Origin of the sequence: Bacillus sp. JHAA (assembly GCF_036961585.1) — a bacterium.
Taxonomy (GTDB): domain Bacteria; phylum Bacillota; class Bacilli; order Bacillales; family Bacillaceae; genus Bacillus; species Bacillus velezensis.
The window spans coordinates 24,334-38,287 of sequence record NZ_JBAMDE010000011.1 but is presented as its reverse complement, the minus strand read 5'-3'; the positions used below and the strand labels follow the sequence as shown (position 1 = coordinate 38,287).

Sequence of the window (13,954 nt, the reverse complement as noted above, 5' to 3'; positions counted from 1 at the left end):
ATTATTTTCCTCCTTCCTCAGTTTTCTTCTTAGTAGGAAGAACCTCTCCACGATAGATCCAGACTTTTACACCAAGCTTACCGTAAGTTGTGTCAGCTTCAGATGTTGCATAGTCGATGTCAGCACGTAAAGTGTGCAATGGAACAGTTCCTTCACTGTAGTATTCAGAACGAGCAATGTCAGCTCCGCCAAGACGGCCGGAAACCATTGTTTTCACACCTTGTGCTCCAGCACGCATAGTGCGTTGGATTTGTTGTTTCTGCGCACGGCGGAAAGAAATACGGTTTTCTAGTTGACGAGCGATGTTGTCAGCTACAAGCTGAGCATCAAGATCTGCTCTTTTGATTTCAAGAATGTTAATGTGTACACGCTTGCCAGTAAGGCTGTTAAGGGCTTTACGAAGTGCTTCAACTTCAGATCCGCCTTTACCGATTACCATACCAGGCTTAGCAGTGTGGATCGTAATGTTAACGCGGTTTGCTGCGCGCTCGATTTCTACTTTAGAAACAGAAGCGTCAGAAAGGCGTTTGCTAATGAATTCACGAATTTTTAAATCTTCGTGCAGGAAGTCAGCGTAATCTTTACCAGCGTACCACTTAGATTCCCAATCACGAATGACTCCGATACGAAGACCGACTGGATTTACCTTTTGACCCACTACTTATCCCTCCTTCTTTTCTGATACAACGATTGTAATGTGGCTCGTACGTTTGTTGATTTGGCTCGCACGTCCCATAGCACGCGGGCGGAATCTTTTTAACGTTGGGCCTTCGTCAACAAATGCCTGAGAAATAACCAGATTGTTAGCGTCCATCTCGTAGTTGTGCTCAGCATTTGCGATAGCAGATTTTAAAACTTTTTCGATGATCGGAGAAGCAGCTCTCGGAGTTAAGTTCAGGATAGATACTGCTTCGCCTACTTGCTTACCTCGAATCAGGTCCATTACTAGACGTGCTTTACGAGGAGCAATACGGACTGTTCTTGCAACAGCTTTAGCTTGCATTTAAAAGCCTCCTCTCTTAGCGTCTTGTTTTTTTATCGTCACTGGCGTGGCCTTTGTAAGTACGAGTCGGTGCGAATTCGCCCAACTTGTGGCCTACCATGTCTTCAGAAATGAATACAGGCACGTGTTTACGTCCGTCATATACTGCGATAGTGTGACCGATAAATTGTGGGAAAATAGTTGAACGGCGAGACCAAGTTTTTACAACTTGTTTCTTGTCCGTTTCATTTAATTTCTCGATTTTTGTCATCAAGTGTCCATCGACAAATGGTCCTTTTTTCAAGCTGCGAGCCATTTTGGAACCTCCCTTCGTGATTGCACTACGGTCCGAAATGAACCGTAGACAACCCCGTTATTTATTTTTACGACGACGTACGATAAATTTATCAGATTTGTTCTTTTTCTTACGTGTCTTGAATCCAAGAGTCGGTTTGCCCCAAGGAGACATTGGTGATTTACGTCCGATTGGCGCGCGACCTTCACCACCACCGTGCGGGTGATCGTTAGGGTTCATTACAGAACCGCGGACTGTAGGGCGGATGCCTTTCCAGCGAGAGCGTCCTGCTTTACCAACGTTGATAAGTTCGTGCTGCTCGTTACCTACTTGACCGATAGAAGCGCGGCAAGCAGAAAGGATCATGCGAACTTCACCAGAGTTAAGACGTACAAGAACGTATTTGCCTTCTTTACCAAGAACCTGAGCAGATGTACCAGCTGAACGTACAAGCTGTCCGCCTTTACCAGGTTTTAATTCAATGTTATGCACAACTGTACCAACAGGGATGTTGATAAGCGGAAGTGCGTTACCTACTTTGATGTCAGCTTCAGGGCCGGACATGATTTCAGTACCTACTTGAATTCCTTTTGGTGCAAGAATGTAACGTTTTTCTCCGTCTACATAGTTGATTAGTGCAATGTTAGCTGAACGGTTTGGATCGTACTCAACTGTAGCAACGCGTCCAGGTATACCATCTTTATCGCGTTTGAAGTCGATAACACGGTATTGGCGTTTGTGTCCGCCACCTTGGTGACGTACAGTCAATTTACCTTGGTTGTTACGTCCGCCTTTTTTGTGAAGGGGCGCAAGCAAGGATTTTTCCGGCTGGTCAGTCGTGATTTCAGCAAAATCTGAAGTTGTCATGCCACGACGTCCGTTAGAGGTCGGTTTATACTTTTTAATCGCCATTTTGAATTTCCCTCCTTCTTTTTACAGATAATTAAGCTTCAAAAATTTCGATTTCTTTGCTGTCTGCAGTAAGTTTTACGATCGCTTTTCTGCGACGGCTAGTCATACCAGTGTAGCGGCCGACACGTTTTGATTTCCCTTTGTAGTTCATGATGTTGACTTTGTCAACTTTCACTCCAAAGATACTTTCAACTGCATCTTTCACTTCTGTTTTGTTAGCTCTTACATCAACTTCAAAAGTATATTTTTTTTCAGTCATTAAATCAGCAGAACGTTCAGTAATGACGGGGCGCTTAAGAACATCACGAGGATCTTTCATTATGCAAGCACCTCCTCTACTTTTTCAACCGCAGCTTTTGTAATCAGAAGCTTCTCGTGGTTGACAACGTCTAACACGTTGATTCCGTTAGCTTGAACAACTGTAACTCCAGGGATGTTGCGTGCAGAAAGAGATACTGCTTCGTTTGCATCCGCAGTTACGATTAAAGCTTTTTTCTCAACAGATAATCCTTTAAGGATAGCTGCCATTTCTTTTGTTTTAACCGTATCAAGAGTAAGATCTTCAAGAACAATAATGTTGTTGTCGTTCACTTTAGAAGACAATACTGATTTGATTGCCAAGCGGCGAACTTTTTTAGGTAATTTGTAAGAATAGCTGCGTGGTGTTGGGCCGAATACGACACCACCTCCGCGCCATTGCGGTGAACGGATTGAACCTTGACGGGCACGACCTGTACCTTTTTGACGCCATGGTTTGCGACCTCCGCCGCGTACTTCAGAACGATTTTTTACTTTGTGAGATCCTTGACGTAAGGAAGCTCTTTGCATAAGAATAGCGTCGAATACTACGCTCTCATTTGGCTCAATTCCAAATACAGACGCGTTTAATTCGATATCACCAGCAGTAGAACCGTTTTGGTTGTATAATGCTACTTTTGGCATGATCAATTTCCTCCTTTCCTAAGAGACTTATTTAGATTTAACAGCACTTTTAACAGTGATTAAAGTTTTTCTCGCACCAGGTACGTTACCTTTAATCAAAAGAAGATTGCGCTCAGCATCTACTTTTACGATTTCAAGGTTTTGGACAGTGATTTGATCTCCGCCCATGCGTCCAGGTAATAGTTTACCTTTGAATACACGGTTAGGATCTACAGGTCCCATTGAACCAGGACGACGGTGGTAGCGTGAACCGTGAGACATAGGTCCGCGAGATTGTCCGTGGCGCTTGATTGCACCTTGGAAACCTTTACCTTTAGATACTCCTGTTACATCTACGATTTCTCCTGCAGAGAAAATTTCAACCTTGACTTCCTGACCAATTTCATACGCATCCATATCCACGCCGCGTAATTCTTTAACGAAGCGCTTAGGAGCAGTTTCCGCTTTTGCAACGTGTCCTTTTTCCGGTTTGTTTGAAAGCTTTTCACGCTTATCGTCAAAACCAAGCTGGATCGCTTCATAGCCATCATTTTCAGCTGTTTTCTTTTGAAGAACAACGTTTGGAGCTGCTTCAATAACAGTTACCGGGATAAGATCACCGTTCTCTGCGAATACTTGCGTCATACCAATTTTTCTTCCTAAGATTCCTTTGGTCATTCGTCACACCTCCTATTAAGATCATTCTATATTTTAGAATTAAAGTTTGATTTCGATATCGACACCAGATGGTAAGTCTAATCGCATGAGAGCATCAACAGTTTGTGGTGTTGGGTTCACAATGTCGATTAAACGTTTATGTGTACGCATTTCAAATTGCTCACGAGAATCTTTGTATTTGTGCACCGCACGAAGGATTGTGTAAACTGATTTTTCAGTTGGCAACGGAATCGGACCAGATACGCTGGCACCAGAACGTTTTGCCGTTTCAACAATCTTCTCTGCAGATTGATCAAGGATTCTATGATCATATGCTTTTAAACGAATACGAATTTTTTGTTTTGCCATTATTTTCCCTCCTTTTCGCCTACATCACGTTAGACAGTTCTCCGTGAGAAAAACCTGATCACCTTGCCATGGCAAAGCGGCCGGGTGTGTCAGCAACCTCTCACTTCATCGCAGTCAAAGACCAACATACACTATTATACAGAAAATAGACGCATGTTGCAAGGTTTATTTAAAGAACCTTGTGGTTTTCACACTTTGATTATTATACAGGTGATACCATGATTAATCAAGGATATGCCTGTTTTCTTTCAGAGATGGAACGATGCGAACCGGCTGACAACTTCGGCAAAGCGATCCGGTTCCTCCAAGTGAGGCGAATGGGCTGAGTTCTCAAACCAATGCCATTCTTTATACGGCGCATCAACCTTCTGATAATATTCATAAGACGTCGTCCCCGGGACCGTCAAATCGTATCTCCCTGACATAAAACAGCACGGTATTATAATAGAAGAAACTGATTCTCCGGCATCAAAGAAAATGAGATCCTCCCACAGGTGTTTCAGGCTGAACATTTGCCCCCGCGCGGCTAAGAAACTCCCTCTCACACCGTACGGTTCACCAAACAGCATTCGCCCCCCTGCTTTAAGAGCACCGATCGGATGATGGGTAAAGCCCCCTCCCCTCATCTCGATACAAAGCAGAAACAACGTTCGCTGCAGCTGTTTCTCCCATGGAGGCGCTCCGATAAAGCTCAGCGTCTTTTCCAGCAGGAAATGTTTGCGTTGCCTGCTCCATTCCATCATCAGCCGGTAAGCTTCCGTTTCTTCCTTTTGAATATTAACCACCTGACTGATACCGATATACCCATAATACAAATCAGGTCTCTCTTGAAGAACATGAAGCGCCAGAACTGAACCCCACGAATAGCCGGCGATATATATTTTTTGCCTGCTGAATTGCTTGCATAGGCGTTCGGTCAAATGAATGGTATCGGCTGTCAGCTGATCCAAGGTCATAGATGAACCCGGAATTTCCTTTGAATAAGAGAGACCCGCCCCTCTCTGATCCCAGTTCACAACGGTGAAATGCTTTTCCAGCTTATTCTGGTATTTTCTCGCATAGCCGATTTGGGGCGTGCCGGGACCGCCGTGCAAAAACAAAAGCAGCGGATTACTCCTGTCATCACCATTAATCATAATGGTTTGTTCACTGCCATTAATCAGCAATTGCTGAAGCATTGAAATACGATTGGTTTTCTTGAAGTTATCGTTCATCGCTCTGCTCCTAAAATTTGTATACGTTCTATTATACATGGAATCAGCGGGGAAACAAAAAAACGAGGCCCCATAAGGGACCCCGCATTAATGAACGAGTCGATTACTCAGTGATTGTAGAAACAACGCCTGAACCAACTGTACGTCCGCCTTCACGAATAGAGAAACGAGTTCCTTCTTCGATAGCGATTGTAGAGATAAGTTCAACGATCATTTCAGTGTTATCTCCAGGCATAACCATTTCTACGCCTTCTGGAAGATTGATGATACCAGTTACGTCAGTTGTACGGAAGTAGAACTGAGGACGGTAGTTAGAGAAGAATGGAGTATGACGTCCACCCTCTTCTTTAGAAAGAACGTAAACTTCAGCTTTGAATTTGCTGTGTGGAGTGATTGTACCTGGTTTAGCAAGTACTTGTCCACGTTGGATGTCTTCACGAGCTACACCGCGAAGAAGTGCACCGATATTGTCTCCAGCTTCAGCATAGTCAAGAAGCTTACGGAACATTTCAACACCTGTAACAGTTGTTTTGCTGTTTTCTTCTTGAAGACCGATGATTTCAACTTCGTCACCGACTTTAACTTGTCCGCGTTCTACACGGCCAGTAGCAACTGTACCACGACCAGTGATTGAGAATACGTCCTCAACTGGCATCATGAATGGTTTGTCAGTGTCGCGTTCTGGAGTTGGGATGTACTCGTCAACTGCAGCCATAAGTTCAAGAATTTTTTCTTCGTACTCAGCGTCACCTTCAAGAGCTTTAAGAGCAGAACCTTTAACAACTGGTACATCATCACCAGGGAAGTCGTATTCGCTAAGAAGATCGCGAACTTCCATTTCAACAAGCTCAAGAAGCTCTTCGTCGTCTACCATGTCGCATTTGTTAAGGAATACTACGATGTATGGTACACCAACGTTTTTAGAAAGAAGGATGTGCTCACGAGTTTGTGGCATTGGGCCATCAGCAGCAGATACTACAAGGATAGCTCCGTCCATTTGCGCAGCACCAGTGATCATGTTTTTAACATAGTCAGCGTGTCCTGGGCAGTCAACGTGTGCATAGTGACGAGTGTCAGTTTCGTACTCAACGTGTGCAGTAGAGATTGTGATACCGCGCTCACGTTCTTCTGGAGCACCATCAATTTGATCGTACGCCATAGCTGTACCTTTACCAGATTTCTTATGAAGTACTGTTGAGATAGCAGCAGTTAATGTTGTTTTACCATGGTCAACGTGTCCAATTGTACCGATATTGGCATGTGATTTGGAACGGTCGAATTTTTCTTTAGCCATTCTAAAATCCTCCTTAAGAGCTTTTAATTAGTAATGTATAGAGTGATAGAAAGTGAAAGCAAGCTCTCACTTCCTCATCTTACAATAGTAGTTATACTTGAGTTAAGTGGCAAAATCAATTATTCGCCTTTATTTTTTTTGATAATTTCTTCAGCGATGCTCTTCGGCACTTCTTCGTAGTGATCCATGAACATTGTGAACGTACCGCGTCCTTGCGTGTTAGAACGAAGGGCAGTAGCGTAACCGAACATTTCAGCAAGAGGTACCATCGCACGCACAACTTGAGCGTTACCGCGAGCTTCCATACCTTCTACGCGTCCGCGACGAGAAGTAACATCACCCATGATGTCTCCCATGTATTCTTCAGGAATAACAACTTCAACTTTCATGATTGGTTCAAGAAGAACTGGGTTACATTTGCTGACTGCATTTTTCAATGCCATAGAAGCAGCGACTTTAAACGCCATTTCGTTTGAGTCAACATCATGGTAAGATCCATCAAAAAGTTTCGCCTTGATGTCGATTAGCGGGAATCCGGCTAGGACACCATTTTCAAGAGAGTCTTCAAGACCTGCTTGTACGGCTGGGATGTATTCACGAGGAACAACACCACCGACGATTGCGTTTTCGAATTCAAAGCCAGCGCCTTCTTCGTTCGGTTCAAATTCGATCCAAACGTGACCGAACTGACCGCGTCCGCCTGATTGACGTACGAATTTACCTTCAACTTTTGCACCGGTACGGAATGTCTCACGGTACGCAACTTGAGGAGCACCAACGTTAGCTTCAACTTTGAACTCACGCTTCATACGATCAACAATGATATCAAGGTGAAGCTCACCCATACCAGAGATGATTGTTTGACCCGTTTCAGGGTTTGTTTGTGTACGGAATGTAGGATCTTCTTCAGCAAGTTTCGCTAAAGCGATACCCATTTTATCTTGGTCAGCTTTTGATTTAGGCTCAATCGCTACGTCGATAACAGGCTCTGGGAATTCCATTGATTCAAGGATTACAAGATCCTTCTCATCACATAGAGTATCTCCAGTAGAAGTATCTTTTAGACCTACAGCAGCTGCGATGTCTCCAGCGTAAACAGTAGAGATCTCTTCACGGCTGTTAGCGTGCATTTGAAGGATACGTCCTACGCGCTCACGCTTGCCTTTTGTAGAGTTCTTTACATATGAACCGGAATCAAGTGTACCGGAATATACGCGGAAGAATGTCAGCTTACCGACATAAGGGTCAGTCATAACTTTAAATGCAAGTGCAGAGAAGGGCTCTTCATCAGAAGAATGACGAACGATCTCTTCATCTGTGTCAGGACGTACACCTTTGATTGCAGCAACATCAGTTGGCGCAGGAAGGTAGTCAAGAACAGCATCAAGTACAAGCTGAACACCTTTGTTTTTGAAAGCAGATCCAACAAGTACAGGGTAGAATTCAACATTCAGTGTACCTTTACGGATAGCAGCTTTCAGTTCAGGGATAGTGATTTCTTCACCTTCAAGGTACTTTTCCATAAGCTCTTCATCAAGCTCAGCTACAGCTTCAATCAGGCTGCTGCGAAGCTCTTCAGCTTGCTCTTTGTACTCTTCAGGGATTTCTTTCGCATCTGAACGAGTTCCAAGGTCATCTTCGTAGAAATACGCAACGTTTTCTACTAAGTCAATGATACCTTCGAAGTTGTCTTCAGCGCCGATCGGCAATTGAATTGCGTGAGCGTTAGCTTGAAGACGGTCTCTTAAAGTGCCTACAGAGTAAAGGAAGTCTGCGCCGATTTTGTCCATTTTGTTGACAAATACAACGCGCGGTACTCCGTAAGTTGTTGCTTGACGCCATACTGTTTCTGTCTGAGGCTCAACACCTGATTGAGCATCAAGTACGGCAACCGCACCATCAAGTACACGGAGTGAACGTTCAACTTCAACTGTGAAGTCTACGTGTCCCGGTGTATCGATGATGTTTACACGGTAACCTTTCCACTGTGCAGTCGTTGCTGCAGAAGTGATTGTGATACCGCGTTCTTGTTCCTGCTCCATCCAGTCCATTTGCGAAGCACCTTCGTGAGTTTCGCCAATTTTGTGGATACGGCCTGTGTAGAACAAGATCCGTTCTGTAGTAGTCGTTTTACCGGCATCGATGTGAGCCATGATCCCGATATTACGAGTTTTTTCTAAGGAGAACTCTCTTGCCATTGGGTAATTTCTCCTTCCTTATTAGGGAATTATTATTTTGATTATATGAATCCTACCAGCGGTAGTGAGCAAATGCTTTGTTCGCTTCTGCCATCTTGTGAGTGTCTTCACGTTTCTTAACGGCAGCACCAGTGTTGTTAGCTGCATCAAGAATTTCGTTAGCCAGGCGCTCTTCCATTGTTTTTTCTCCGCGAAGACGCGCATAGTTAACCAACCAGCGAAGACCAAGAGTTGTACGGCGTTCAGGACGAACTTCTACAGGCACTTGGTAGTTAGCTCCACCTACACGGCGTGCTTTTACTTCAAGTACAGGCATGATGTTTTTCAATGCTTGTTCGAAAACCTCCATTGCATCATTGCCAGTGCGTTCTTTAATGATATCGAATGACTTGTATAGGATTGTTTGAGATTTACCTTTTTTACCGTCGATCATCATTTTGTTGATCAGGCGGGATACCAGCTTAGAGTTGTAAAGCGGATCAGGTAAAACATCTCTTTTTGCTACAGGACCTTTACGTGGCATCTGAATATCCTCCCTTCATAGTTTTAATGATTTATTTGATTACTTTGCTTTAGGACGTTTCGTACCGTATTTAGAACGGCCTTGCGCACGGTTTTCAACTCCGGCAGTATCAAGCGCGCCACGAACGATGTGGTAGCGTACCCCCGGTAAGTCTTTTACACGTCCGCCGCGGATCAGTACAACGCTGTGCTCTTGCAGGTTGTGACCGATACCAGGAATGTAGGCAGTAACCTCGATTCCGTTAGTCAAACGAACACGAGCATATTTACGAAGTGCTGAGTTCGGTTTTTTCGGTGTCATTGTACCCACACGAGTACATACCCCGCGTTTTTGTGGAGAAGATACGTTAGTGTGCTCTTTTTTAAAGCTGTTGTATCCTTTGTTTAGTGCAGGTGACTTAGAGTTTTCAACTTTGCTCACGCGTCCCTTGCGAATTAGCTGATTAATTGTAGGCATGTTGTGTTCCTCCCTTCATTACGTTTTATAACCCACATACCCAGGTGGTTCATCATTAGGCAAAAAACAATGTCTTTACACAAGATTGATATCTTATATAAAAACAAAAAGTACGCTATAACATAATGGCAACAGCTGCTGCTCCCACTTCAATTCCGCAGGCTTTGCCGAGCTTTTTCATGGAATCCACCATACAGACAGCGGTATTTTGGTTCTTTGCAAGCTGGATAACGCCAGCTGTAAGAACTGAATCCGCGTCTTTTGCCACGACGACTTCCTTCACTGAACCTCGTTTTAGAGCTTTCACTGTTTGCTTCGTACCAATAATAATTGATTTGGCCTGTGATACTTTATCATAAGACATAAACATATCCTCCAAAGTAACAGGTTTTATTTCGAGCACCTTGGTTATATTATCACTCTGCGGGACGGATGTCAACAACGTATGACATTTTTTAGTGCAGTCCACCGCCAGAATAATTGTAATACTGAGGAAAAGCTGTCGAAACAGCCTTTCCTGCAGCAGTTTCTATTATTCAGCCGGAACCATATCTTCCGAAGGCTGAACGTTTGAAACAGGTTTTACTTTTCTGTAATTCATCATACCGGTACCGGCCGGAACCAGCTTACCGATGATAACATTCTCTTTCAGGCCGAGAAGTTCATCGCGCTTGCCTTTAATCGCAGCATCTGTAAGAACGCGTGTTGTTTCTTGGAATGATGCGGCAGACAAGAATGAATCCGTCTCGAGTGAAGCTTTTGTGATACCGAGAAGGACAGGACGGCCTGTAGCAGGTCGATTGCCTTCAAGCAGCACTTTTTTGTTCGCTTCTGTGAATTGGTGAATATCAAGCAATGTGCCAGGGAGAACATCAGTATCTCCGGCATCGATCACACGGACTTTGCGAAGCATCTGGCGAACCATTACTTCTACGTGTTTATCGCCGATTTCAACCCCCTGCATACGGTAAACCTTCTGAACCTCATGCAGAAGATATTCCTGAACCGTTGTCAGGTCAGTGACTTTAAGAAGTTCTTTCGGATCGATTGAACCTTCTGTCAGCACTTGACCGCGGGTAATCTGATCACCCTCAGCCACTTTCAGGCGTGAGTTGTAAGGTGCCGTGTATGAACGTGTCTCAACAGCGCCCTGAACAACAATCTCCTGCTGTTTGTCGCGGACTTCATTGATTTCGGCAATTGTACCGTCAATCTCAGAAATCGTCGCTTGACCTTTCGGATTACGCGCTTCGAAAAGCTCTTGGATACGCGGAAGACCTTGTGTGATATCGTCTCCGGCAACCCCGCCTGTGTGGAACGTACGCATTGTTAACTGTGTTCCAGGCTCACCGATAGATTGAGCGGCGATAATACCTACTGCTTCGCCGACTTCAACATCAGTTCCGGTTGCAAGGTTACGTCCGTAGCATCGTTTACATACACCATGAGGAGTGTTACATGTGAACGCAGAACGGATCCACACTTCTTCGATTCCGGCTTCAACGATTTCCAGTGCTTTATCTTCATCGATCAATTCATTTTCGTTAATGAGCACAGCACCCGTTTCAGGATGTTTGATCTGTTTTCTGGCGAAACGTCCGATCAGACGCTCTTCCAGACGCTCGATGATTTCCGTGCCTTCTTTGAGCGGTTTTGCAAGAATACCGCGGTCTGTTCCGCAATCAGTTTCACGAATGATAACATCCTGCGCAACATCAACAAGACGGCGTGTAAGGTAACCTGAGTCAGCTGTTTTCAGGGCGGTATCGGCAAGACCTTTACGCGCACCGTGAGTGGAGATAAAGTACTCCAATACTGTCAGACCTTCACGGAAACTTGATTTAATCGGCAATTCAATGATTCGTCCAGCCGGGTTGGCCATCAGACCGCGCATACCCGCAAGCTGTGTAAAGTTAGATGCGTTACCACGGGCTCCTGAGTCACTCATCATGTAGATTGGGTTGACTTCGTCTAATGATTTCATCAGTTTGCCTTGGATAACATCTTTCGCTGAACTCCAAATTGAAATGACTCTTTCATAACGTTCTTCTTCGGTGATTAAACCGCGTCTGAACTGTTTCAGGACATTATCAACTTTGCTTTGTGCTTCTTCAAGGATTTCCTGTTTGTCATCGAGAACGACGATATCAGAAACCCCTACTGTGATGCCGGCTTTCGTTGAATATCTGAAACCGAGGTTTTTCATGCGGTCAAGCATTTTAGACGTTTCCGTGATATGGAATCGTTTAAAGATTTCCGCGATGATTTTACCGAGAATACCTTTTTTAAACGGTGCGTTGATCGGCTGCTCAGCAATCACAGCTTTTACGTCAGCACCTTTATCTAAGAAGAAACGGTCAGGTGTCTTCTCTTCAATGTTGCTCTTCGTTGGTTCATTCATGTAAGGGAATGATTCCGGAAGAATTTCATTGAAGACGAGCTTACCGACAGTTGTAATTAACAATTTTGAACGCTGTTCTTCAGTAAATGTCACATTCTTAAGGGAGTTCGCTGCAACAGCAACTCTCGTATGAAGGTGAACATAACCGTTTTGATAAGCAAGAAGCGCTTCGTCCGTATTTTTGAAAACCATACCCTCGCCGACTGCTCCGGCGCGCTCAAGCGTCAGGTAGTAGTTTCCTAATACCATATCCTGAGACGGCGTAACAACCGGTTTACCATCTTTAGGGTTCAAGATGTTTTGGGCCGCAAGCATCAGAATGCGCGCCTCAGCTTGAGCCTCAGCTGATAAAGGTACGTGAACCGCCATTTGGTCACCGTCAAAGTCAGCGTTATAAGCTGTACATACTAACGGGTGAAGACGGATGGCGCGTCCTTCAACAAGCGTCGGTTCGAAAGCCTGGATACCTAATCTGTGAAGAGTAGGGGCACGGTTCAGTAAGACCGGATGCTCCTTAATGACAGATTCAAGTACATCCCATACTTCAGGCTGCACGCGTTCGATTTTGCGTTTTGCGCTCTTGATATTGTGAGCAAGGCCTTTTTCAACAAGCTCTTTCATGACGAAAGGCTTGAAGAGCTCAAGCGCCATTTCCTTCGGCAAACCGCACTGATACATTTTCAGATGCGGACCTACGACGATAACGGAACGTCCTGAGTAGTCTACACGTTTACCGAGAAGGTTCTGACGGAAACGCCCTTGTTTCCCTTTCAGCATGTGAGAAAGAGATTTAAGCGGACGGTTACCCGGTCCGGTAACCGGACGGCCGCGGCGTCCGTTGTCAATCAGAGCATCGACTGCTTCCTGAAGCATACGTTTTTCGTTCTGAACGATGATGCTTGGCGCGCCGAGGTCTAACAGACGTTTTAAACGGTTATTACGGTTGATGACACGACGGTAAAGGTCGTTCAGGTCAGACGTTGCGAAACGTCCGCCGTCAAGCTGAACCATCGGTCTTAATTCAGGCGGAATAACCGGAAGCACGTCGAGGATCATCCAAGACGGCTTGTTTCCTGAATTACGGAAGGCTTCAAGCACTTCAAGGCGTTTGATCGCACGTGTACGGCGCTGTCCTTGAGAAGTCTTCAGCTCTTCTTTTAACATATCAACTTCTTTGACAAGGTCGATGTCCTGCAGAAGTTTATTAATGGCTTCCGCACCCATAGAGGCTTGGAATTTGTTTCCGTACTTATCCAGATACGCACGGTATTCCTTTTCAGATAAAAGCTGTTTCTTTTCGAGCGGTGTATTGGCCGGGTCAGTTACGACGTAAGAAGCAAAGTAAATAACTTCTTCCAGCGCACGCGGTGACATATCCAATACAAGACCCATACGGCTCGGAATACCTTTGAAATACCAAATGTGAGAAACCGGGGCAGCCAGTTCAATATGCCCCATTCTCTCACGACGGACTTTAGCCCGCGTTACTTCAACTCCGCAACGGTCACAAACTACGCCTTTATAACGAACCCGCTTGTACTTGCCGCAATGACATTCCCAGTCCTTAGTCGGTCCGAAAATGCGTTCGCAGAACAGGCCGTCCTTTTCAGGTTTCAATGTACGATAGTTTATCGTTTCAGGCTTTTTCACTTCACCAAAAGACCATGAACGGATTTTATCCGGTGAAGCAAGACCGATGTTCATATACTCAAAATTGTTCACATCTAGCAAG

Annotated in this window: 15 protein-coding genes; all 15 read right to left on the bottom strand. The window is 44.7% G+C overall.

Translation table 11 applies throughout. The features are described from left to right. Window position 1: 1 nt before the first annotated feature. The gene (gene rpsC, locus V7728_RS19290) at window positions 2–658 is read right to left on the bottom strand and encodes a 30S ribosomal protein S3 (RefSeq protein ID WP_003156476.1); all 657 of its coding nucleotides are present in this window, start codon (window positions 656–658) and stop codon (window positions 2–4) included. A gap of 3 nt (window positions 659–661) precedes the next feature. Next, window positions 662–1,003, bottom strand: coding sequence for a 50S ribosomal protein L22 (gene rplV, locus V7728_RS19285; RefSeq protein ID WP_003156475.1), 342 nt, complete (start codon window positions 1,001–1,003; stop codon window positions 662–664). 16 nt (window positions 1,004–1,019) lie between these two features. Further along, window positions 1,020–1,298 carry a 30S ribosomal protein S19 gene (gene rpsS / locus V7728_RS19280; protein WP_003156472.1) on the bottom strand — a complete coding sequence of 93 codons (279 nt, stop codon included), beginning with the start codon at window positions 1,296–1,298 and terminating at the stop codon, window positions 1,020–1,022. A gap of 57 nt (window positions 1,299–1,355) precedes the next feature. Then, complete coding sequence (gene rplB / locus V7728_RS19275; RefSeq protein ID WP_003156470.1) at window positions 1,356–2,189, bottom strand: 50S ribosomal protein L2; 834 nt, start codon at window positions 2,187–2,189, stop codon at window positions 1,356–1,358. Between the two features lie 31 nt (window positions 2,190–2,220). Beyond that, a complete protein-coding gene (gene rplW, locus V7728_RS19270; protein WP_003156467.1) occupies window positions 2,221–2,508 on the bottom strand; it encodes a 50S ribosomal protein L23 in 288 nt (95 codons plus the stop codon). After that, the gene (gene rplD / locus V7728_RS19265; protein WP_007615239.1) at window positions 2,508–3,131 is read right to left on the bottom strand and encodes a 50S ribosomal protein L4; all 624 of its coding nucleotides are present in this window, start codon (window positions 3,129–3,131) and stop codon (window positions 2,508–2,510) included. The genes rplW and rplD overlap by 1 nt, the downstream gene beginning before the upstream one ends. A gap of 27 nt (window positions 3,132–3,158) precedes the next feature. Then, complete coding sequence (rplC, locus tag V7728_RS19260; RefSeq protein ID WP_007410402.1) at window positions 3,159–3,788, bottom strand: 50S ribosomal protein L3; 630 nt, start codon at window positions 3,786–3,788, stop codon at window positions 3,159–3,161. Window positions 3,789–3,827: 39 nt separating this feature from the next. Continuing rightward, window positions 3,828–4,136, bottom strand: a complete 309-nt coding sequence (gene rpsJ / locus V7728_RS19255) for a 30S ribosomal protein S10 (protein WP_003156464.1) — start codon at window positions 4,134–4,136, stop codon at window positions 3,828–3,830. 248 nt (window positions 4,137–4,384) lie between these two features. Then, the gene (locus tag V7728_RS19250) at window positions 4,385–5,350 is read right to left on the bottom strand and encodes an alpha/beta fold hydrolase (protein WP_099566358.1); all 966 of its coding nucleotides are present in this window, start codon (window positions 5,348–5,350) and stop codon (window positions 4,385–4,387) included. Between the two features lie 103 nt (window positions 5,351–5,453). Beyond that, complete coding sequence (tuf, locus tag V7728_RS19245) at window positions 5,454–6,644, bottom strand: elongation factor Tu (RefSeq protein WP_007410400.1); 1,191 nt, start codon at window positions 6,642–6,644, stop codon at window positions 5,454–5,456. A 119-nt stretch (window positions 6,645–6,763) separates the two neighbouring features. Further along, the gene (fusA, locus tag V7728_RS19240) at window positions 6,764–8,842 is read right to left on the bottom strand and encodes an elongation factor G (RefSeq protein WP_007410399.1); all 2,079 of its coding nucleotides are present in this window, start codon (window positions 8,840–8,842) and stop codon (window positions 6,764–6,766) included. Window positions 8,843–8,894: 52 nt separating this feature from the next. After that, complete coding sequence (gene rpsG / locus V7728_RS19235; RefSeq protein ID WP_003156447.1) at window positions 8,895–9,365, bottom strand: 30S ribosomal protein S7; 471 nt, start codon at window positions 9,363–9,365, stop codon at window positions 8,895–8,897. A 39-nt stretch (window positions 9,366–9,404) separates the two neighbouring features. Next, window positions 9,405–9,821 carry a 30S ribosomal protein S12 gene (gene rpsL, locus V7728_RS19230; protein ID WP_003156445.1) on the bottom strand — a complete coding sequence of 139 codons (417 nt, stop codon included), beginning with the start codon at window positions 9,819–9,821 and terminating at the stop codon, window positions 9,405–9,407. A gap of 115 nt (window positions 9,822–9,936) precedes the next feature. After that, a complete protein-coding gene (locus V7728_RS19225; protein ID WP_003156443.1) occupies window positions 9,937–10,185 on the bottom strand; it encodes a 50S ribosomal protein L7ae-like protein in 249 nt (82 codons plus the stop codon). A gap of 168 nt (window positions 10,186–10,353) precedes the next feature. Continuing rightward, the gene (gene rpoC / locus V7728_RS19220) at window positions 10,354–13,953 is read right to left on the bottom strand and encodes a DNA-directed RNA polymerase subunit beta' (protein WP_007410398.1); all 3,600 of its coding nucleotides are present in this window, start codon (window positions 13,951–13,953) and stop codon (window positions 10,354–10,356) included. Window position 13,954: the final 1 nt, after the last annotated feature.

Bases quoted from the DNA above. Each gene is read 5' to 3' on its own strand.
- rplW (WP_003156467.1), bottom strand. From the start codon at position 2,508: ATGAAAGATCCTCGTGATGTTCTTAAGCGCCCCGTCATTACTGAACGT.
- fusA (WP_007410399.1), bottom strand. From the start codon at position 8,842: ATGGCAAGAGAGTTCTCCTTAGAAAAAACTCGTAATATCGGGATCATG.
- rplD (WP_007615239.1), bottom strand. From the start codon at position 3,131: ATGCCAAAAGTAGCATTATACAACCAAAACGGTTCTACTGCTGGTGAT.
- rplC (WP_007410402.1), bottom strand. From the start codon at position 3,788: ATGACCAAAGGAATCTTAGGAAGAAAAATTGGTATGACGCAAGTATTC.
- V7728_RS19225 (WP_003156443.1), bottom strand. From the start codon at position 10,185: ATGTCTTATGATAAAGTATCACAGGCCAAATCAATTATTATTGGTACG.
- rpsJ (WP_003156464.1), bottom strand. From the start codon at position 4,136: ATGGCAAAACAAAAAATTCGTATTCGTTTAAAAGCATATGATCATAGA.
- tuf (WP_007410400.1), bottom strand. From the start codon at position 6,644: ATGGCTAAAGAAAAATTCGACCGTTCCAAATCACATGCCAATATCGGT.
- rplV (WP_003156475.1), bottom strand. From the start codon at position 1,003: ATGCAAGCTAAAGCTGTTGCAAGAACAGTCCGTATTGCTCCTCGTAAA.
- rpsG (WP_003156447.1), bottom strand. From the start codon at position 9,365: ATGCCACGTAAAGGTCCTGTAGCAAAAAGAGATGTTTTACCTGATCCG.
- rpsS (WP_003156472.1), bottom strand. From the start codon at position 1,298: ATGGCTCGCAGCTTGAAAAAAGGACCATTTGTCGATGGACACTTGATG.
- rpsL (WP_003156445.1), bottom strand. From the start codon at position 9,821: ATGCCTACAATTAATCAGCTAATTCGCAAGGGACGCGTGAGCAAAGTT.
- rplB (WP_003156470.1), bottom strand. From the start codon at position 2,189: ATGGCGATTAAAAAGTATAAACCGACCTCTAACGGACGTCGTGGCATG.
- V7728_RS19250 (WP_099566358.1), bottom strand. From the start codon at position 5,350: ATGAACGATAACTTCAAGAAAACCAATCGTATTTCAATGCTTCAGCAA.